The organism is Pseudomonas sp. UC 17F4, from assembly GCF_900101695.1.
GTDB lineage: Bacteria > Pseudomonadota > Gammaproteobacteria > Pseudomonadales > Pseudomonadaceae > Aquipseudomonas.
Genome location: NZ_FNKV01000001.1, coordinates 2916367 through 2937340 on the forward strand (window position 1 = coordinate 2916367; position 20974 = coordinate 2937340).

The 20974-nt window shown below is 65.6% G+C and carries 16 protein-coding genes; 9 read left to right on the forward strand and 7 right to left on the reverse strand.

All coding sequences use genetic code 11. The features are described from left to right. Positions 1 to 6: 6 nt before the first annotated feature. The 7 genes from BLR26_RS13460 to fdnG all read right to left on the reverse strand — a co-directional run bounded on the left by BLR26_RS13460 (position 7) and on the right by fdnG (position 8139). Positions 7 to 1530: an FAD-dependent oxidoreductase gene (locus BLR26_RS13460; protein WP_093381287.1), complete on the reverse strand. Its 1524-nt coding sequence runs from the start codon at positions 1528 to 1530 to the stop codon at positions 7 to 9. 12 nt (positions 1531 to 1542) lie between these two features. Further along, the gene (locus BLR26_RS13465; RefSeq protein WP_093381290.1) at positions 1543 to 2157 is read right to left on the reverse strand and encodes a LysE family translocator; all 615 of its coding nucleotides are present in this window, start codon (positions 2155 to 2157) and stop codon (positions 1543 to 1545) included. Between the two features lie 118 nt (positions 2158 to 2275). Next, positions 2276 to 2503: a hypothetical protein gene (locus BLR26_RS13470; RefSeq protein WP_045194298.1), complete on the reverse strand. Its 228-nt coding sequence runs from the start codon at positions 2501 to 2503 to the stop codon at positions 2276 to 2278. 125 nt (positions 2504 to 2628) lie between these two features. Next, a complete protein-coding gene (gene fdhE / locus BLR26_RS13475; protein WP_093381292.1) occupies positions 2629 to 3540 on the reverse strand; it encodes a formate dehydrogenase accessory protein FdhE in 912 nt (303 codons plus the stop codon). Continuing rightward, on the reverse strand, positions 3537 to 4184 hold the full coding sequence (locus BLR26_RS13480) for a formate dehydrogenase subunit gamma (protein WP_093381294.1): 648 nt from the start codon (positions 4182 to 4184) through the stop codon (positions 3537 to 3539). The genes fdhE and BLR26_RS13480 overlap by 4 nt, the downstream gene beginning before the upstream one ends. Then, the gene (gene fdxH, locus BLR26_RS13485; RefSeq protein ID WP_305367322.1) at positions 4181 to 5071 is read right to left on the reverse strand and encodes a formate dehydrogenase subunit beta; all 891 of its coding nucleotides are present in this window, start codon (positions 5069 to 5071) and stop codon (positions 4181 to 4183) included. Before fdxH ends, BLR26_RS13480 begins: the two co-directional genes overlap by 4 nt. Before the next feature lie 17 nt (positions 5072 to 5088). Beyond that, positions 5089 to 8139: a formate dehydrogenase-N subunit alpha gene (gene fdnG, locus BLR26_RS13490; RefSeq protein ID WP_093381301.1), complete on the reverse strand. Its 3051-nt coding sequence runs from the start codon at positions 8137 to 8139 to the stop codon at positions 5089 to 5091. A 498-nt stretch (positions 8140 to 8637) separates the two neighbouring features. Between fdnG and BLR26_RS13495 the strand changes: the two genes are divergently transcribed. The 9 genes from BLR26_RS13495 to BLR26_RS13535 are packed head-to-tail and all read left to right on the forward strand — an operon-like array spanning position 8638 to position 20973. Beyond that, a complete protein-coding gene (locus tag BLR26_RS13495; RefSeq protein ID WP_093387463.1) occupies positions 8638 to 10725 on the forward strand; it encodes a TonB-dependent receptor family protein in 2088 nt (695 codons plus the stop codon). 44 nt (positions 10726 to 10769) lie between these two features. Then, entirely contained in the window at positions 10770 to 12485 is a 1716-nt protein-coding gene (locus BLR26_RS13500) for an ABC transporter substrate-binding protein (protein WP_093381304.1), read from the forward strand. Next, positions 12482 to 13414 (forward strand): ABC transporter permease, encoded by a 933-nt coding sequence (locus BLR26_RS13505; protein ID WP_093381307.1) that lies wholly within the window; start codon positions 12482 to 12484, stop codon positions 13412 to 13414. The genes BLR26_RS13500 and BLR26_RS13505 overlap by 4 nt, the downstream gene beginning before the upstream one ends. A gap of 22 nt (positions 13415 to 13436) precedes the next feature. Further along, complete coding sequence (locus tag BLR26_RS13510) at positions 13437 to 14720, forward strand: acyl-CoA dehydrogenase family protein (protein WP_256326717.1); 1284 nt, start codon at positions 13437 to 13439, stop codon at positions 14718 to 14720. 19 nt (positions 14721 to 14739) lie between these two features. Beyond that, positions 14740 to 16083, forward strand: a complete 1344-nt coding sequence (locus BLR26_RS13515) for an LLM class flavin-dependent oxidoreductase (RefSeq protein WP_093381309.1) — start codon at positions 14740 to 14742, stop codon at positions 16081 to 16083. A gap of 27 nt (positions 16084 to 16110) precedes the next feature. Beyond that, on the forward strand, positions 16111 to 17166 hold the full coding sequence (locus tag BLR26_RS13520; protein WP_093381312.1) for an NADP(H)-dependent aldo-keto reductase: 1056 nt from the start codon (positions 16111 to 16113) through the stop codon (positions 17164 to 17166). 23 nt (positions 17167 to 17189) lie between these two features. Then, the gene (locus tag BLR26_RS13525) at positions 17190 to 18080 is read left to right on the forward strand and encodes an ABC transporter permease (RefSeq protein WP_093381314.1); all 891 of its coding nucleotides are present in this window, start codon (positions 17190 to 17192) and stop codon (positions 18078 to 18080) included. Further along, the gene (locus tag BLR26_RS13530) at positions 18077 to 19738 is read left to right on the forward strand and encodes a dipeptide ABC transporter ATP-binding protein (protein ID WP_045194277.1); all 1662 of its coding nucleotides are present in this window, start codon (positions 18077 to 18079) and stop codon (positions 19736 to 19738) included. The genes BLR26_RS13525 and BLR26_RS13530 overlap by 4 nt, the downstream gene beginning before the upstream one ends. A gap of 26 nt (positions 19739 to 19764) precedes the next feature. Beyond that, entirely contained in the window at positions 19765 to 20973 is a 1209-nt protein-coding gene (locus tag BLR26_RS13535; protein ID WP_093381317.1) for an acyl-CoA dehydrogenase family protein, read from the forward strand. Position 20974: the final 1 nt, after the last annotated feature.

Sequence of the window (20974 nt, forward strand, 5' to 3'; positions counted from 1 at the left end):
ACAGCGCTAGTATCCGCGCATCCCGCGTGCACTGAAGTACTCTTCGAGCACCTCTGGCCCGGCGCCGACCTGGGCCAGCGCGACGTAGCTGTCCGGGCGCAGCAGGTACACGCCGTCCCGCTGCAAGCCGGCCGCCTCGTGGGCGTCGCACCATTCGAACACTTCCAGCGGCATGCCGCGGTCGCTGCACCAGGCCACCAGGCTGCCGCTGGCCGCACCATACACCTGAACCTGCCAGCGCATCCGCGCCAGCCCGGCAAAGTTGTCGTGGGCGCCGTCGCTGACCCACGGCAGGCGCTCGCCACCATGTACCTGGCCGGCGCTGCCGACGCTCAGGGGCATGTCGCGGTAGTTCAGGGTGATTTGCGAAACGGTGCGGAACAAAAACGTCCGCGCAGTTTTGAGCGCCGCCACCCGCGGCAGCAGCACGGGGGCCAGGCGGGTGCGCAGCAGGGCGGCCAGGCGGCCGTCGGCGGTGATGAAGTTGAACACCTGGTCGGTGGTCGCCACCAGCCGCTGGGCAAAAGCACTGCGCTCGATTTCGTAGGTTTCGAGCAGGGCCTCGGTGGCGCTGCCTTGCAACACCGCCGCCAGTTTCCACGCCAGGTTGATGGCATCGCCGATGCCGGTGTTCATGCCCTGGCCACCGGCCGGGCTGTGTACGTGGGCGGCGTCGCCAAGCAGGAAGGCGCGCTGGTGGCCAAACTGCTCGGCCACCCGGTGGTGCACGCGGTAGGTAGAGAACCAGTTGACCTGATGGATCTCGACCTTCAGGTGCTCCATGGCGCGCTGGCTGACATCCTCGAAACGCAGGTCGCGGGGGTGTTCGGCACGCGCGTCGCGCACCGTGCCGATCAACCGCGCGCGGCCGCTGCCGGCCAGTGGGAATACGGCGAGAAAGTCGGCCTCGTCGAGGTCGACGTGCAGCTCGCCATTGAACGCCGGCCCCGCGCCATCGACATCGGCGACATAAAACACCTGCTCGTAAGTGCCGCCGGGAAAGCCGATGCCCAGGACCTTGCGCACCGTCGAGCGGGCGCCGTCGCAACCGGCGATGTAATCGGCTTGGCAGACTTCCTCGACGCCGTCGGCATGGCGCAGGCGGGCGGTGACGCCTTCGGCGTCCTGGCTGAAGCCAAGCAGCTCGGTTTGCCGTTCGACGGCCACCGCAAAGCGCTGCAGGCGCTCGATCAGCAGTTGCTCGTGCTGGTCCTGCGGGTAGATATGCAGGAACGGGTAGGGCGTAAGTTCGGCGCCAATGCTGTTGAACGGCAGCCGCGCGGCGGTTTCGCCCTTGACCCACAGGTTGGCCGCCGGCACCTGGTGGCCCTGGGCGAGGACTGCCTCGGTCAGGTCTAGCTGGCGGTACAGCTCCAGGGTCCGCGCCTGCACCGCCAGGGCCCGGGAGGTGGTGCCGGGGCCGCTGGTTCTGTCGATGATCCGCACCTTGATGCCCAGCTTGCTCAGCCACAGCGCCAGCACCAGCCCGGTGGGGCCGGCGCCGATAATCAGTACGTCACAGCGGTTCATCGCAGGCGCTCCTCAGCGCTGGGCGAACGCCAGGTTCAGGCCCAGGCCGGCAAAAGAGGCAGCAAAACTGCGGCGCAGCCAGTTCTGAACCCGCGGCGATTCAATCACCGCGCGACGGAACAGGTTGGCCAGCAGGCCATACAGCACAAACACCACGAAGGTCATGAGCATGAACACTGCGCTCAGGCTGAGCATCTGCCCGCTCACCGTGCCCGCCTCGGCGCTGATGAACTGCGGCAGGAACGCCAGGAAGAAAATCGTCAGTTTCGGGTTGAGGATGTTCAGCAGGCAGGCCCGCAGGATCAGGCTGCCAGCGCTACCCACCGCGCTGATGCTGTCGACGGCGAAGGCCGAGCGGTCGCGCCAGGTGGCGTAGGCCAGGTACAGCAGGTAGGCGACGCCGGCGAACTTCAGGCCCTGGAAGGCCAGGGCACTGGTGTGCAGGATCGCCGACAGGCCGAGGATCGAGGCCAGCAGGTGCGGGACGATCCCCGCCGTACAGCCCAGCGCGGTGTAGAGGCTGGCGCGCTTGCCGGCCACCAGAGCGGTGGAGATGGTCAGGATCACGCCGCTGCCGGGAATCAGCACGACGATCAATGAGGTAATGAGAAAATCCAGGCTCGGCATCGCGACAGGCTCCATCTCATCAAGGTTGGCTGCAAGCATGTCTACAGACGTCAACCGTTCAGATCAAGTGTAAGAGCCCTGGCAGCTTTTGCTAGTCAGTCGTCGGCGCATGGCCTGGCTACTCGGCCTTGCCACGCACGATGCGCCCGACCTTGATTTCGTCGGCGTAGGCCTTGAGCTTGTCGGAGTCTTTGTACAGGCGATTCATCAGGTGCAGCACGGCAACCACGTCGACGCCGTCGATGCGCTCGGCCAGCTTGCTGATTTCACCGGCGGTGCGTTCCAGGTTGCCGGCGACGGCCTTGAGGTCGCGCTTGAGTTCGGCGGAAGATTTCTTGATGCCCATGGGGGTTCCGGGTGTGGGGTGAAAAGGGGGGCAGTCGCGGGTCAAGTCGGGTCGCCGCACCGCCGCTCCCACAGACCTTGTGGGAGCGGCGGTGCGGCGACCCGACTTGACCCGCGATAGCTTTATCAGCCGGGAAACAGAAACGGGCTGACACCACTGCGCCCATAACCCTCGCGCTCCACTTCGGCGTCCAGCGCCAGGGAAGCGAGGTCATCGGCCAGCACTTCCTGGTCGCGGTCCTTTTCCGGGTACAGCACTTTCAGGTAGCTGTGGCAGTCGTTGCAGCTCTCGGCCTTGATCGCGGCATCCTGACGCTCCAGCGACCAGTAGTCGAGGGCGCCGGTGGCTTCGCAGTTGCTGCATTTTACCCGAACCATGTGCCAGCGGCTCTCGCATAAACTGCAATGCAGGTAACGCAGGCCGGCCTGGGCGCCGTTCATGATCACGCTGGCCACCGGCGCGCTGGCGCACACCGGGCAGTGCTGGCGCTGTTCGCCCAGCGAGGCCCTGGCCGAAGCCGGCAGGGCATTGGCCAACTGGGTGAAGTACAGCGACAGCGCGCTCCAGAGGAACAGCGCCTGGCCGCTGTCGACCTGCTCGTAGCTACCGGCCAGCAAGGCGCTGGCGCGCTCTTCCAGTTGCGCTGGCGAGTAGCCGCGCAAGGCGTCGAGGGTGCTGCGCACCGCTGGCGTGGCGTCGCCGTACAGTGCCTCGATCAAGGCGCCGAGCAGTTGCTGCCAGTAAGCGTCGCGCGGGTACTCTGCGCTTGCCAGCGGCGCCCGGCCGGCGTCCAGGCGCGCCGCCAGCCCGGCCGCCAGCGCTTCAGGCAGTGGCAGGGTGGCAAGCAGTTGCTGCTGAGCCTCGGCGATACCGGCACAAAACCCCAGGTAATCGCCCATGGCGTGACCGTCGGCCAGCTGGCGCAGGCGCGCCGCGCGTTTTGAGTAACGGTCCTTGAGCGACGGCAGCAGCACCGCGACGATCTCGTTGACGCCACCGCTGGGCGTCTGCACCGGGGTCATCTGGATGCTGCTCATTTGTCGCTCCCGGCTTTGCCTTGCTTGCTGTTCAGCTGGCGGTACCAGCGGTCGTGGTGGGTTTTGGCCCAGCTGCGGCTGACGTAGCCGGTGAGCATGCCGCGGATCGAACCCTTGACCCAGAATGCCAGGTAGGCATGGCCGATGATCAGCAGAATCAGGCTGATGCCGGCCAGTGCATGCACCAGCAAGCCGATGCGGATGGTCGGGATACTGAACAGCGGCGCGAAATACGGCCGCCAGATCACCACGCCACTGAGCAGCAGCAGGCTGATCAGGGCCATGATGCCCCAGAACAGGATCTTCTGCCCGGCGTTGTACTTGCCGATGTTCAGCGACGGCTCATGCTTGCCGGCCAGCACTTGCTTGACGTTCTTGAACCACTGCAGGTCTTCGCGTTCCGGCAGGTTGTAGCGCACGAAGCGCACGAACAGAAACATCAGCAGCAAAAATACCACCACGCCGAAAAACGGGTGGAGGATGCGCGCCAGCTGCGGGGTGCCGAACACCGCGTTGAGGCCGTTGAGCGAGGGGAAGAACCACGACAGCCCCGACAGCGCCACGGCGAAGAAGCAGATCACCATGAACCAGTGGCTGGCGCGCTCGATGAAGCGCGTACGCAGGATCAGTTTGTCCTTGTTCATGCGTGGGTATCCTCTTCGATCTTCTGGTCCTGTTCATCGACTTCGTTGGGGCCGACGCCGATGTAATGGAACAGGGTGCCGGCCAGGGTGGCGAAGAACGCCGCCGCGGCCACCGGTTTCATCCAGCCTTTCCAGCCCTGGATGGCGTTGCTGATGCGCGGGTCGGTGGGCAGCTTGTGGTACAGCTGCGGCTTGTCGGCATGCTGCAGCACGTAGACCACGTGGGTGCCGCCGACGCCTTGCGGGTCATAGATGCCGGCGCCGGCAAAGCCGCGGCCCTGCAGCTCGGTGACCCGCTCGCTGGCCTGGTGCAGCATGTCTTCTTTGCTGCCGAAGTTGATCGCCCCGGTCGGGCAGGTCTTGACGCAGGCCGGCTCCTGGCCGACCGAAACCCGGTCGACGCACAGCGTGCATTTGTAGGCTTTGTTGTCTTTCTGGCTGATGCGCGGCACATCGAACGGGCAGCCGGCGATGCAGTAGCCGCAGCCGATGCAGTGCTCGGACTGAAAATCGACGATGCCGTTGGCGTACTGGATGATCGCCCCCGGTTGCGGGCAGGCTTTCAGGCAGCCGGGGTCGGCGCAGTGCATGCAGCCGTCCTTGCGGATCAGCCATTCGAGCTTGCCGCTTTCGTCTTCGACTTCATCGAAGCGCATCAGCGTCCAGGTTTCGGCCGACAGGTCGGCCGGGTTGTCGTACACGCCAACGTTGTGGCCGACCTCGTCACGCAGGTCGTTCCACTCGTTGCAGGCCACCTGGCAGGCTTTGCAGCCGATGCAGATGCTCACGTCGATCAGCTTGGCCACTTCGGCCTGGTGATCGCGGGTGTGCGGCGCCGGGGTCAGCACGTTGGTGGCTGAGCGGCGGACGATGTCTTGGGATTGCATGGACATGGTATTCGCCCTCAGACCTTTTCAATGTTCACGAGAAACGCCTTGTACTCCGGCGTGTGGGTGTTCGACTCGCCGATGCCCGGGGTCAGGGTGTTGGCCAGGAAGCCCTTGCGCGTGCTGCCTTCGTAACCCCAGTGGCAAGGAATGCCGATGGTGTCGACATCCTGGCCATCGACGGCCAGGCGGCGGATGCGCTTGGTCACCACGGCCTTGGCCTTGATGTAGCCACGCTTGGTGCTGACCTTGACCAGGTCGCCCTGAACGATGCCCTTGTCGGCGGCGAGTTTCTCGCCGATCTCGATGAACTGCTCGGGCTGGACGATGGCGTTCAACCGCGCGTGCTTGGTCCAGTGGCGGAACAGCTCGGTGATCGAGTAGGTGGTCGCCACGTAGGGGAACTCTTCGCGCTTGCCCATGCGCTGGCGGTCGCTTTCGTACAGCCGCGCGGTCGGGCTGTAGGTCACGTTCGGGTGCAGCGGGTTGCTCGCCAGCGGGCTTTCGGTCGGCTCGTAGTGCTCGGGGAACGGCCCGTCGTTCATGGCGCCGACCGAGAACAGCCGGCCCAGGCCTTCGGGCAGCATGATGAACGGGTTGACCTTGCCACCGGGGGCGGCGCTGACGGCGAAGTCGGGCACGTCGACGCCGCTCCAGCGCACACCGTCCCAGCCGATCAGCTTGCGTTTCGGATCCCACGGCTTGCCCTGCGGGTCGGCCGAGGCGCGGTTGTAGAGGATGCGCCGGTTCTGCGGCCAGGCCCAGGCCCAGCCCGGGGTGCAACCCAGGCCGCTGTCGGCGTTGTCGCGGCGGGCCATCTGGTTGCCCTGTTCGGTCCAGGAGCCGGCGAAGATCCAGTTGAAGCACTGGGTCGTGCCGTCGTCGCGCAACTGCGAAAAGTCGCTGAGCAACTGGCCCTTGCGCAAAATCAGCTTGCCTTGCTCGTCGTGCAGGTCGGCCAGGGCGCGGCCGTTGGACTCCTTGGCCACTTCCTCGGGCTTGGGGTCCAGCGGGTCGGCGTAGTCCCAGGCCATATTGAGGATCGGTGCCGGGTTGGCGCCGCCTTCCTTTTCGTACAGCTCGCGGATCTTCAGGAACAGGTGGCCGAGGATCTTGCCATCGTGCCAGGCCTCGCCCGGAGGCGCCGCGCCGGCCCAGTGCCACTGCAGCCAGCGCCCGGAGTTGACGATCGAGCCGTCTTCCTCGGCAAAGCACGAGGAGGGCAGGCGGAACACTTCGGTCTGGATCGCCGCGGTGTCGACGTCATGCTGCTCGCCGTGGTTCTGCCAGAAGCTCGAGGTCTCGGTGGCCAGCGGGTCGATGATCACCAGGAACTTGAGCTTGGCCAGCGCTGCCTGGGCCTTGTTCTTGTCGGGGAAGGCCGCCACCGGGTTGAAGCCCTGGGCGATGTAGCCGTTGACCTTGCCTTCGTACATGCGGTTGCTGAAGTTGAGCACGTCGTAGCTGTCGTCCCACTTGGGCAGCCAGTCGAAGCCCCAGTCGTTGTCTTTGGTGGCCTTGTCGCCCCAAAGGCTTTTCATCAGGCTGACGAAGAATTTCGGCGTGTGTTTGTAGTAGTTGACCTGATCCTCCAGCAGCGCCACCGGCGTCACCTGCTTGAGGTAGGTGGCCATGTCGGTCTGCTCGTCGGACGGCAGGTTCATGTAGCCGGGCAGGCGCAGCGACAGCAGGCCCAGGTCGGTGTAGCCCTGGATGTTGGAGTGGCCGCGCAGGGCGTTGACGCCACCACCGGCCATGCCGATGTTGCCCAAAAGCAGCTGGATCATGCCCGAGCCGCGGATCATCTGCGCGCCGTTGGTGTGGTGGGTCCAGCCCAGGGCGTAGAGGAAGGTCGCGGTCTTGTCCGGGGCGCTGGTTTCGCCAAGGATCGCGCAGATCTTCAGGAAGTCGTCCTTGGGCGTGCCGCAGACGTTGGTGACCATCTCCGGGGTGTAGCGGCTGACGTGGGCCTTGAGCAGGTTCCACACGCAGCGCGGGTGCTGCAGGGTCAGGTCGCGCTTGGCGTAGCCCTTGCTGTCGAGCTCGTAGGTCCAGGAGCTGCGGTCGTAGCTGCGCTTGTTGGCGTCGTAGCCGCTGAACAGGCCGTCGTCGAAGTGGTAGTCCTCGCGCACGATCAGGCTGGCGTTGGTGTAGTGGCGTACGTATTCGTGCTGGATCTTGTCGTGGCTGATCAGGTAGTTGACCACGCCCATCAGGAAGGTCACGTCGGAGCCTGCGCGGATCGGCGAGTAGATGTCGGCCACCGCGGCGCTGCGGTTGAAGCGCGGGTCGACGACGATGACCTTGGCGCCGTTGCGGATCTTCGCCTCGATCACCCACTTGAAGCCCACCGGGTGCGCCTCGGCGGGGTTGCCGCCCATGATCAGCACAACGTTGGCGTTCTTGATGTCGACCCAGTTGTTGGTCATGGCGCCACGGCCAAAGGTCGGCGCCAGGGCCGAAACCGTCGGCGCGTGGCAGACCCGCGCCTGGCTGTCGGTGCCGAGAATGCCCAGGGCACGGGTGAAGCGCTGGTCGAGCGAGCCGGTTTCGCTGCTGGCCGCCGACGAGCAGAGCATGCCGGTGCTGAGCCAGCGGTTGACCGTGGTGCCCTTGGCGTTCTTTTCGATGAAGTTGGCGTCGCGGTCGTCCTTCAGCAGTCGGGCGATGCGCTCGATGGCGTGGTCCCAGCTGATGCGCTGCCATTTGTCCGAGCCCGGTGCGCGGTATTCGGGGTAGAGCAGGCGCTGTTCGCTGTGCACATAGTCGACCAGGCCGGCGCCTTTAGGGCACAGCGAGCCACGGCTGACCGGGTGATCAGGGTCGCCTTCGATATGGAAGATCCGCGCCTTGGCGTTCTTGGCGCCGTCGCCGAGGCTGTACATGAGTATCCCGCAACCGACCGAGCAATAGGTGCAGTTGTTACGGGTTTCCTTGGCGCGCAGCAGCTTGTACTGGCGCGACTGGGTCGCCTGGGCCACGCCCGGGGCAAAGCCCAGGCTTGCACAGGTGGCGGTGGCGACGCCGGCGGTACACAGCTTGAAAAACTGTCGTCTGCCAAGTCCCATGGGTATCTCCTCGTTCTTATCGGCTGCACAAAGCTGCGGGCATAGGCATGCCCGGCAACAAGGCGTCGCAAGCGCAGTTGGCTGGGGTGTCGAAGCACGGTGTGTCGCAGGTCCCTGTCTGGCGCAGGGTTTTAAGCGGACGTATGCGCGCTAGTGTATTCCCGTACGGAATGTGGGACTAATCGACCTTGTTGATAGGTCTATCGACAGGATCTATCAAGGCCTGGGCCATGATCAACTGTTCGCCAGGCAACAGCAGTTGGACAGATACCCGCAATTCGAACAATTGTTTAAACCGTTGAAACCGCTCAAACCCAAGGATTTCAAGGGATTTTGTGGTTGGCACGGACGCTGCAACAGCTCCCTTCGAGATTGACTATACCAATAGAAACTCGCCTATTTTTTAATCAGGTGGGGAGCAAGACCTTGAATTTCGTGCCTCGGGCAACATCCGTTTTATCCAAATCTTCGACCAAAGTAGTAGGCAAGGACTGGAAGCTGGCCAGCGTCGGCGCCGCCCTGTTGAGCCTGGCGCCGCTGGCCCAGGCCGAAGACGCCACACAGACTGAAAAACGCCTGGAGACGGTTACCGTCCAGGCCGCCAAAGCCACCCCGGTAGAAGCGGCGCAGGCGCAACTGGACGAGATCCCCGGCGGTACCGGGCTGGTCCAGCAGGCGGAGGTGGAGAAGGGCCGCTCGGCCACCCTCGAAGACACCCTGGCCTATCAGCCGGGGGTGTATGCGCAGGCGGCCGGCGGCAACGATGCGATCAAAATTTCCATTCGCGGCTCGGGCGCCAACACATCGCCTGGCTACTTTCGCGAAGGCACCAAGTTTCTCTTCGACGGCCTGGCCCTGACTGGCGCCGGTGGCACGCCCTACGAGCTGCTCGACACCCAGGGCCTGAGCTACACCGAGGTACTGCGCGGTGCCAACGCCTTCGAATACGGCGCCTTGTCGCTGGGCGGGGCGATCAACTTCGTTACCAACTCCGGCCTCACTGCGCCGGGCAACCGCATCAAGGTCGAAGGCGGCAGTTTCGGCTGGCAGAAGCAGACCCTCAGCACCGGTGGCGTGGCTGGCAATGCCGACTACTTCATCAGTGTCGACAACTCCAAGCGCGACGGTTACCAGGACTTCACCTTCACCAAGGCCAAGGGCGTGGTGAGCAACTTCGGCTACCGCTTCAACCCCAAGCTGGAAACCCGCCTGTACATCCGCTACCGCGAGGAATACCACGAAAACTCCGGGGCCCTGACCCTGGCGCAACTGAAGAAGAACTCCTCGCAAACCAACCCCAGCACCCGCGCCACCCGCGGCGACTCGACCAAGGAAGGCTCGACCTGGGTCGGCAGCAAGACCACCTACACCTTCGATGACGATTCGACCCTGGTGGCCGGGCTGGTCTATCACAACTACCCGCAGATCCTCAGCAAGAAGAGCACGGTCAACCCCAACTACTGGGACTGGCGCGACATCAACTATTCGCTCAAGTACACCCGCAGCGACCAGCTGTTTGGCCTGCCGAGCACCACCACGGTCGGCTGGAGCAGCACCCAGCACATCCGCTCCGGGGTGCGCACCTACAGCGGCGACAAGGACCTGGGCCGGTTGCAGAAGCAGGTCGAGTACGACGGCTCGTTCGACCATGTGTTCTCGCTGGGCAACGACCTCGGCCTGACCGACAACCTGTACCTGTCCACGGGCCTCTCGGCCATTGAGGTCAAGCGCAATGTCGATGTCAATTTCAGCGACCGGCCCAACACCAGCGGCATCCCCAGCCACTACCGCTATCAGCAATGGAAACTGGCGCCACGGCTCGGCCTGCGTTACTACCTGACCCCGGACGTGCAGGTGTTCGGCAATGTCAGCCGCTCGATCGACCCGCCCAGCTCCTGGTCCAGTTCCGGTTCGGGGGTGACCACCAACTTCGCCAAGACCCTGGTGCCACAAAGCGCCAACACGGTTGAACTGGGGATTCGCGGGCGTTCGGACATTTTCGACGGCAGCCTGACCCTGTACAAATCGTGGATCAAGGACGAGCTGCTCAACGTCGAAATCCTCCCGGCCACCAACACTTCGGCCGCCGTGGTCTCGACCTCCAACGCCAGCCCGACCATCCACCAGGGCATCGAGGCGGGGCTGACCACCAAGCTCTGGCAACGCGATAACGGCGATGTGCTGAGCTGGCGCCAGGCCTACACCCTCAACGACTTTCACTACCGCAACGACCCGCTGTTCAGCAAGAACGAGCTGCCGGGCCTGCCCAAGCACATCTACCAGGGCGAGCTGTTCTACCAGTACGCCAACGGCTTTTACGCCGGGATCAACGTGCGCTCGGCATCGAGCACGGCGGTGGACTACGCCAACAGCTTCTACGCGCCGTCTTACACCCTGTGGGGCGCACGCTTGGGCTATGACGCGCCGAACAAGACCTGGCAGGTGTACCTGGACCTGAAGAACCTCACCGACAAGGACTACGTCACCGCCCTGGTGCCCAGCTACGACGCCAAGGGCCAGGACACCGCCTCGCTGTACCCGGGTGACGGCTTCGGCGCCTACACCGGGATTGCCTACAACTTTTGAGCCAGGGGCGGGTGCCGTTCGCGCGGCACCTGCAGGAGAACCGCATGAGAGTAATCGCAAGGCTGGGCGCGCCCGCCGTGCTTGGCGCGCTGCTGGCCCTGGGCGCCTGCAAGCCGGTGGAGCAATCGCCGGAGCAGGGCAGCAGCGGCATCGACGGCACGCTGCACAACGGCACCCTCAGCTATGGCGCGCAGGACTATTACGAGGCCGCCCCGGGCAAGCCCGGTGGCACCCTGCGGGTGTCGACGGCCTCCGACACCACGACGCTGGACGTGCATTCGATTTCCCACGGCAATGTGCAGTGGCTGGGGCGCATTCTGTTCGACTGCCTGCTGTACCAGGACGAGCAGGGCAATATCTCGCCGTGGTTGGCCAAGTCCTGGGAGATCTCCGACGACGGCAAGACCTACACCTTTCACCTGCGCGATGACGTGACCTTCAGCGATGGCGAGAAATTCAACGCCCGTGCCGTGCAGGTCAACCTTGAACACATGCGCGACCCGGCGACCAAATCGCCGCTGGCCGCTGCCTACATCGCCCCATATGTCGACGGGCGCATCGTCGATGAGTACACCTTCGAAGCGCACTTGCGCGAGCCGTATTCGCCGTTCCTCGATGTGCTGGCGCAGTCATGGCTGAGCATGATCTCGCCCCGACAGATCCTTGAAGCGCCGAAGACCATCGCCGAGCACCCTATCGGCTCTGGGCCCTTCGTGCTGGAAAGCTACACCCGCGACCAGGGCGCCAACTTCGTCAAGCGCAAGGGCTACAACTGGGCGCCCGCAGTCACCCGCCACCAGGGCGAGGCCTACCTCGACCGCCTGGAGCTGAGCATCGTCCCCGAGCCGATGATCCGTTTCAGTACCCTGGAAGCCGGCCAGTCGGACTTCACCGTCGACGCTCCGACCCAGAACGCCCGGGCTATCCGTGACAACCCGGACTTGCAGATGCGCAGCCGCATTCGCAAGGCCAACCCGTTTCGCAGCCTGACCTTCAACGTCGAGCGCTTTCCCTTCGACGACGTGCAGGTGCGCCGCGCCGTGGCCAAGGCCATCGACCGCGACGGCCTGGCCTGGATCACCGGTTTTGGCGAGTACCTGGCCAAGGGTGATTTTCTTGCCGCCAACACCCGCTACTACGACCCGGCATTCAAGGATGTACTGGCCTATGACGTCGCCGAGGCCAACCGCATTCTCGACCAGGCCGGCTGGAGTGAGCGCGACGCCGAGGGTTACCGGGTCAAGAACGGCCAGCGCCTGGCCGCGCACCTGCTGACCTACGAAACCGCGGCCTACCCGAGCAGCATCGCCGTGGCCATCCAGGCCGACCTGAAGAAGATCGGCCTCAAGATCGACATCGACCTGCTGCCCCTGGCCCAGGTCACCCAGCGCCGTTACGCCAGTGATTTCCAGCTGATCGGCGGCGGTTACTGGCACACCAACACCCCCGATGGCCTGTACATCCTCTATCACAGCCAGGCAATCAGCACCGCCAAGTTGATCGGCCAGAACGCCGGGCGCTTTCGCGATGCCGAGCTCGACCGGGTGCTCAGCGCAGCGCGGCAGACTACCGACCCGGTGGCGCTGAACGACCTCTATCGCATCGCCCAGCAGCGCCTGGCGCAGACCATCCCGGCGGTGCCGGTGTTCGAGAGCCATGTGCTGCTGGCCTACCGCAAGCAGGTCAAGGGGCTGATTTTCGACACTTCGCACAACACCCCGTTTTTCACCAGTGTCTGGCTCGACCCGGAGGGCAAATGACTAGCTTGCAACGATTGGCCTGGCGCCTGCTGGCCGGCATCGGCGTGCTCTGGGGCGCGGCGACCCTGACTTTCCTGGCCATCAACCTCAGCGCCGGCGACCCGGCCCTGGCGATTCTCGGCGGCCCCGACGCGATGCCCAGCGCCGAGCTGATTGCCCAGGTGCGCGCCGAATACGGCCTCGACCAGCCGTTGTGGGTGCAGTACGGCCAGTACCTGGCGCGCCTGGCCCAGGGCGATCTGGGCGAGTCGTACCGTTTGCGCATTCCGGTGCTGCAGGTGATCGGCAGCCAGCTGGGCGCCACCGTGCAGCTGTCGCTGGCCGCCGCCTTGCTGTCGATTGTGCTGGCGGTGAGCTGCGCGGTGCTCACCGCCAACCGGCCGCGCTGGGTGCGCTCGCTGGTGTCCGGCACTGAACTGGTGCTGTCGTCGGCGCCGTCGTTCGTGATCGGCATCGTGCTGTTGCTGGTGTTTTCGTTCGGCTGGCACCTGCTGCCGCCATCCGGTTCCAACAGCTGGCAGGCGCTGATTCTGCCGAGCCTGGCCCTGGCCCTGCCGATTGCCGCGGTGCTGACCCAGGTACTGCGCCAGGAGCTGGAAGACATCCTCGAACAGCCGTTTATCGCCATGGCCCGCGCCCGCGGCATGTCCGAGACCGGCGTGCGCCTCAAGCATGCCTTGCGCCATGCCCTGGTGCCACTGGTGACGTTGTCGGGCTTTGTTTTCGCCAGCTTGCTGGGCGGTGCGGTGATCATCGAAATGCTCTTCGCCCGCCAGGGCATCGGCCGCTTGATGCTCGACGCCGCAGTCACCAAGGACATGCCCTTGCTGCTGGGCATCACCCTGCTGGCGGCGGCGATTTATGTGCTCGTCAACTTTCTCGTCGACCTGATCAACCACTGGGTCGACCCGCGCAGCAAAAGCCTATGAACCCGAATTTCAAGGACCAGCCATGAGTGCCCATGAACTGCCAACAGCCCTGGCTGCGAACTACGCAGGCCAGGACTACGTAAACCTGCAGGCGCGTTTTGCCCCGGTGTTTGCCCGCATTGCCGAAGGTGCGGTCGAGCGCGAGCAGCAGCGCACCCTGGCCCATGAGCCGGTGGCCTGGCTACGCGAAGCCGGCTTTGGCGCCCTGCGCGTGCCCCAGGCATTGAACGGCGCCCAGGCCAGCCTGCCGGTGCTGTTTCGCCTGCTGATCGACCTGGCCGAAGCCGACTCCAACCTGCCGCAAATCTTTCGCGCCCACTTCGGTTTTGTCGAAGGCCGGCTGTCCAGTGGCGATGCCGCTTCGCAACAGCACTGGCTGGCCAAGGTGGCGACGGGGCAGTTGTGGGGCGCGGCCATGGCCGAACGCACCGACACCACCGGCAATTCGGTGCGCCTGCGCGCTGCCGACCCGCAGGCGCCCGAGGCCGGCTGGCTGCTGCACGGCGAGAAGTACTACTGCACCGGCGCCATCTATGCCGACTGGGTGGCGGCGGTGGCCATGCTCGATGAGGATTTTGTCAGCGTGGTGGTGCCGACCACGGCGCCAGGGGTCAGCCTGGAAGATGACTGGGACGGTTTCGGCCAGCGCCTGAGCGGCAGCGGCACTACCCGTTTTGCCAATGTCGCGGTGCCGCCGCAGCAGGTGCTGCGGCGCTTCAAGCCCGGCGAGCTGCGCGCCGAATCCTACCTGTCGGCCTTCTACCAGCTGTACCACCTGGCGACCCTGGCCGGTATCGCCCGCGCCGCGCAGCGCGATGCCGTGGCCTTCGTCCAGGGCCGCACCCGCGCCTTTGGCGTGCCGGGCCAGTCCAGCCCCAAGGACGACCCGCTGGTGCAGCGGGTGATCGGTCGTCTGTCGAGCCTGGCCTATGCCGCCCAGGCCCTGGTGCTGGATGTCGCCCAGGTGCTGCAGACCGTGCATGAAGCCGAGCTCGACGGTTCTATTGGCGAGGAGCACTACGTCGAGGCCGACATTCGCACCTACCAGGCCCAGCAGATTGTTCTCGAGCAGGTGCTCGAAGCCACCACCTTGCTGTTTGAAGTCGGCGGCGCCTCGGCCACCAGCCAGGCCCGGCGCCTCGACCGGCACTGGCGCAATGCCCGCACCCTGGCCTCGCACAACCCGGCGATCTACCGCGAGCGGGCGCTGGGCAATTACTACCTCAACGGCATCAGCCCTGGTGCCGCCTGGCGCCAGTTGCACGCCCAGGACAACGCCGCCCGCGATGAAGCCAGCGCGGTCTGACCCCACTCAAGGAGTTGCCATGAGCCAGCCTGCAAAACACATGAGCATCGGCATGAACATCCTCGGTTTCGGCGCCCACTCCGGTGCCTGGCGCCAGGCCGAGGTGCCGGCCAATGCCTATCTCGATCACCAGTACTACAGCAACATCGCGCGCATTGCCGAACGCGGCAAGCTCGATGCGATCTTCCTCGCCGACGGCCCGGCGCTGATCGGCGATGTTGGCCAGCATCCGGCCGGGCGCCTGGAACCTACCGTGCTGCTCACCGCCGTGGCCCTGGCTACCCGCCATATCGGCGTGATCGCCACCGCTTCGAGCAGCTATAACGACCCGTATAACCTGGCCCGGCGCTTCAGTTCGCTGGACCATATCAGCGGCGGCCGTGCGGCCTGGAACGTGGTCACCAATGCCGGTGATGCCGCCGCGCAGAACTTCGGCCTGGCCGGTGCGCCGCGACACGTCGACCGTTATGCCCGGGCCGATGAGTTCATCGATGTCACCCTTAAATTGTGGGACAGCTGGGAAGATGACGCGGTGATCGGCGATGCCCGCCGTGGGCGTTTTGCCGACCCGGCCAAGGTGCATGCCATCGACTTTGTCGGCGAGCACTTTTCGGTCAAGGGCCCGCTCAACTTGCCGCGCTCGCCCCAGGGCCGGCCGGTGCTGGTGCAGGCCGGGTCTTCCGAAGGCGGCAAGGCCCTCGGCTCGCGCTATGCCGATGCGATCTTCACCACCCAGACCACCCTGGTCGACGGCCAGGCGTTCTATCAGGAAATGAAACAGCGCGCCCGCCAGTGGGGGCGCAACCCCGAGCACCTGAAAATCATGCCGGGGCTGTCAACGGTAATCGGCAGCAGCGAGGCCGAGGCCCAGGCGCGTTTCGACGAGCTCAACGCCTGGTACGGCGAAGAAGGGCTGATCAACCAGGTGGCGGCGCGGGTGGGCCTGGCGGTCAGCGAGCTGCAGCTGGATGCGCCGTTGCCCTGGGAGCGGATTGGCCCGGTGGCGGATTTCGAGCGCGGCTCCCACGGTTTTCTCGAAGCTCAGTTGAACCTGGCGCGGCGCGAGAACCTGACCATCCGCGAACTGTCGCGGCGCATCCTGGTCGGCCACCGGCTGATCGTCGGCACCCCGGAACAGGTCGCCGACAGCCTTGAGCACTGGTTCCGTGCCGGCGCTGCCGATGGCTTCAACATCATGCCGGACATGTTCCCCTCCGGTGTCGAGGTATTCGTCGACCAGGTGGTGCCGCTGCTGCAACAGCGCGGGGTGTTCCGCCGTGAATACCAGGGCAGCACCTTGCGCGAGCACCTCGGCCTGCCGTACCCGGCCAGCCAGTACCAGCGCGCCGCCGAAGCGGTTTGAGCTTTTTACTTTCGATACGGAGCGAGCATGATCAAACGTAGATTGGGCCACAGCGACATTCAGGTCAGCGTGCTGGGGCTGGGCAGCATGACCTGGGGCCACCAGAACAGCGAAAGCGATGCCCACCGCCAGCTCGACGCGGCGCTGGCCGCTGGTATCAACCTGATCGATACCGCCGAGATGTACCCAACGCCGACCCACGGCGAAACCTGGGGCAGCACCGAGCGCTTCATCGGCAGCTGGCTGGCGAACAGCGGGCGGCGCGCCGAGGTGGTGCTGGCCAGCAAAATCATCGGCCCGGCACGCCAGCCGGGGGCCGGCGCGCATATCCGTGAGGGGCTTACACGCCACGACCGGGCCAATATCGTCGCCGCCCTGGACGGCAGCCTCAAGCGCCTGCAAACCGATTACCTGGACCTCTACCAACTGCACTGGCCGGACCGCACCACCAATATTTTTGGCCAGCGCGAATACCCCTATGTCCAGGATGACCGCGAAACCGTGAGCATCGCCGAGACCTTGCAGGTGCTGGCCGATCAGGTCGCCGCCGGCAAGATCCGCCATATCGGCGTGTCCAACGAAACCCCGTGGGGCGTGGCCGAGTTTTTGCGCCAGGCGCGTGAGCAGAACCTGCCGCGCATCGTCAGCATCCAGAACCCCTATAGCCTGCTCAACCGCCTGTACGAGGGCGGCCTGTCGGAGTTCAGCCAGCGCGACAACATCGGCTTGCTGGCCTATTCGCCGCTGGCCTTCGGCGCCCTGACCGGCAAGTACCTCAACGGCGCCTTGCCGCAGGGCTCGCGGCTGTCGTCGGTGTACCGCACCTTCAACCGCTACGACAGCCCCGGCGCCCATCAGGCCATCGCTGCCTATGTGGCGCTGGCGCAGGAGCTTTCGATCAGCCCGGCGCAACTGGCCCTGGCTTATGTGCTCAACAAGCCGTTTGTCAGCAGCGCACTGACCGGGCAGACCAGCCTGGCGCAACTGGCCGACAACCTCGGCGCATTGCAGGTGAAGCTGGGTAGCGAAGCCTTGGTGCGCATCGAGCAGATCCACCGGCAGATCCCTAACCCGGCTCCCTAACGTTCAGTTCATGGAGGTGCCCGATGGCGCCGATCAATTCAACGGCAGCGGTGCTGCCGGTCAGCGGCCTGATCCCGGCCCCGGCGCGTTTTGCCAGGCGCCGGCCACTGGCGGTGCGCCCGGGGCTGGTGCTGGCGGCGCTGTTCGTCGTCTTTTTGCTGCTGGCGGCGCTGCAGCCAGGCTGGCTGGTGGCCGCCGACCCGCTTGATGCCAACGCCCGCCAGGCGTTCCAGCCACCGGGTAGCCTGCACTGGCTGGGCACTGACGAGAACGGCCGCGACATCCTCGCGCGGTTGGTCTACGCGGTGCGCCCGTCGCTGGTACTGGGCCTGAGTGCCACGGCGCTGGGATTGCTGCTGGGCACCGTGCTCGGGCTGCTGGCCGGCCTCGGCCCACGGCTGGTCGACGGCGCGGTGATGCGCCTGGTCGATGTGCTGCTGGCCTTTCCCGACCTGTTGCTGGCGCTGGTGATCATCACCTTTTTTGGCCAGGGCGCGCTCAACACCATCATCGCCGTGGGCATCGCCAGCGTGCCGCGCTATGCGCGCCTGGTGCGCGCGCAAACCCTGGTGGTACGCAATGCCGGCTACGTCGAGGCGGCCACGACCCTGGGCCTGCCACGACGCCAGGTGATCTGGCGGCACGTGCTGCCCAATGCGATCAAACCGATTTTGATTCTCGCCACCATCGGCATCGGCAGCACCATCGTTGCCGGCGCCGCCCTGAGCTTTCTTGGCTTTGGCGCGCCACCGCCGCAGCCGGAATGGGGCGGCATGCTCGCCATCGGCCGCAACTACCTGGCCAACGCCTGGTGGCTGGTGGCCTGGCCGGCCCTGGCCATCACCCTCACCGTGGTTTCGATCACCGCCATCGGCCGCGAACTGCTGCGCCGCAACGAAGGTAAACGCCTATGAACGCTGTTCTTCAACACCCCGCGCCGCTGATCGAGGTCAGCGACTTGCAGGTGCGCTTCGGCCAGGGCGTGCCGGTGCTCAAGGGCATCAGCTTCACCGTGCAGCAGGGCGAATGCCTGGCGCTGGTGGGCGAATCCGGCTCGGGCAAGAGCGTCACTTCGCGCACCCTGGCCGGGCTCACCGGAGCCCATGCGCAGTTGCAGGCCAGCCGCCTGGCCTTTGCCGGGCAGGACCTGCGCCAGTTCGACGAGCGCGCCTGGCGCCGGGTGCGCGGCGCACAAATCGGCTTTGTCATGCAAGACGCCCTGGGCTCGCTCGACCCCCTGCGCCCGGTCGGCAAGGAGATTGCCGAGCCGCTGCAACTGCACAGCGCGCTGAACCGCGAGCAGCGTCAGGCGCGGGTGCTGGAACTGCTGCGCGCGGTCGGCGTGCCGGAACCTGAGCTGCGCGCCCGCCAGTACCCCTGGCAGCTCTCCGGGGGCTTGCGCCAACGGGCGCTGATCGCCTCGGCGATTGCCTGCAACCCGCGCCTGCTGATTGCCGACGAGCCGACCACGGCGCTGGATGCCACGGTGCAGGCCCAGGTCTTGAGCCTGCTCGAATCTCTGCGCGGCGACAGCACGGCGATGCTGATTGTCAGCCACGACCTGGCGGTGGTCTCGCGCCTGGCCAACCGCGTGGCAGTGATGCACAACGGCGTGATCGTCGAGCAGGGCAGTGTCGAGGCGGTGCTGCAAGACCCGCAGCACCCCTACACCCAGTACCTGCTCAAGGCCGGTGCCGCCGTGCATTTTCGCCGACCGCAGGCAGCAAAACTTGCGGCCGTGGCGCCGCCGGTGGTGGAAACCAGCGCGCCGCTGTTGCAGGTGCAGCAACTGAGCAAGGCCTTCAAGGGCCCGGACGGCGCCTTGCGCACCGTGGTCGACAAGGTTTCGCTGCAGCTGCACAAGGGCCGCACCTTAGGCATTGTCGGCGAGTCGGGCTCGGGCAAGACCACCCTGACCCGGATGATCCTCGGCCTGGAAACCCCCGACAGCGGCGCGATCCAGATCAAGGGCCGGCCCTGGCTGCAACTCGATGACCAGGAGAAACGCGCGCTGCGCCGCAGCATCCAGGTGGTGTTCCAGGACCCGCTGAGCTCCTTCGACCCGCGCTACACCGTGCAGCGGGTGTTGTACGAGGCGCTGCAAGTAGCCGGGCACCTGCGCGCGCAGTGGCGCCCGCAGGCCGTCGAGTTGCTCACCCTGGTGCGCCTTGACGAAAGCCTGCTGGAGCGGCGCCCGATCGAGCTGTCGGGCGGCCAGCGGCAACGCATCGCCATTGCCCGCGCCCTGGCCGCGCAGCCGCAGATCCTGGTGTGCGACGAGCCGGTGTCGGCGCTGGATGTGTCGGTGCAGGCGCAGATCCTCGAACTGCTCGACGACCTAAAACAGCGCCTGGGCCTGGCCTGCCTGTTCATCTCCCACGACCTGGGGGTGATCAACCACGTCAGCGACCAGGTGCTGGTGATGAAAGACGGCGTGGCGGTGGAAAGCGGCGCCGTGCGCGATGTTTTCGACCGTCCGCAACACCCCTATACCCGTGCCTTGCTTGACGCCATTCCACACCTGGAAAGCGGTCGCAAGGTCAGTTTCGAATTTCTCCGCCTGGCGATCTGATCGCCTGATTTGCACAAGGAAAGTCCATGCCTGGTTTATCCGCAGTCCCCCCGATTGAGCGTCGCAACCTCGACGACCTCAAAGGCAATACCGAAAACCTGCTGGCGCTGATTGCCGCCGGCGCCGCGCAACGTGAACGCGAGCGCCAGCTGCCCTATGAAGCGGTACGCCAGATTGCCCAGGCCGGGCTCTACACCTGCCGCATTCCCGAGCAATACGGCGGCCCGGGTGGCAGCGTCAGCGATGTGATCGGCCTGCTGCTGCGCATCGCTTCGGTGGACTCCAATGTCGCCCAGGCGCTGCGCCCGGGCTTTGGTTTTATCGAAGGCTTGTTGTCGTCAACCGCCGACGGCGCCGAGGCCGAGCGCCAGCGCTGGTTCGCCCGCTACCTGCAAGGCGCGGTGCTGGGCAATGCCGGCTGGGAAGTGGGCGGCGCCAATGGCGCGATCAGTGCGCGCATCGTGCGTGACGGCGAGCATTACCGCGCCAGCGGCAGCAAGTACTACAGCACCGGCTCCCTGTACGCCGACTGGGTCAGCGCCGTGGCCCTGGATGAAAACGATCAGCCGGTGTCGTTCGTGCTGCCGCGCGAGCGCCAGGGCCTGGAGTTGCTCGACGATTTCGACGCCATGGGCCAGCGCCTGACTGCCAGCGGTACCACGCGCCTGAATGATGTCGTGGTGTACGCCGACGAGATCCGCACGCGGACCGTGGAGGAGGGCAAGCGCACCATCGTCACGCCGTTCCTGCAGTTGTTTCTGGCCACGGTGCAGGCCGGCATCGCCCGCAATGCGCTGGACGACGCCAGCCGCTTTGCCCGCGAGCATGCGCGGCCGATCAAGCATAGCAGCGCCGCGCGTTCGGTGGATGACCCTTACGTGCAGCTCAGCGTCGGCGAGATCGCCGCCCGTGCCTTTACTGCAGAGGCCGTGGTGTTGCGCGCGGCGGCGTCGATCGACCGCGCCTGGGCCAGCGGGCTTGACCCGCAACAGGTCGACCAGGCCGCCATCGACGTCGCCCAGGCCCAGTTCATTGCCGCCGAGTCCGCGCTCAAGGCTGCCGAGTTGCTGTTCGACGTCGGCGGCGCCTCGACCACCGGCCGCAGCCACAATCTCGACCGCCACTGGCGCAACGCGCGCACGGTCGCCAACCACAACCCGCGGCACTGGAAGGCCGCAGCGGTGGGTGCCTGGCAACTGACCGGCACGCCGCCGCCGACGTCGGGCTTGTTCTGAG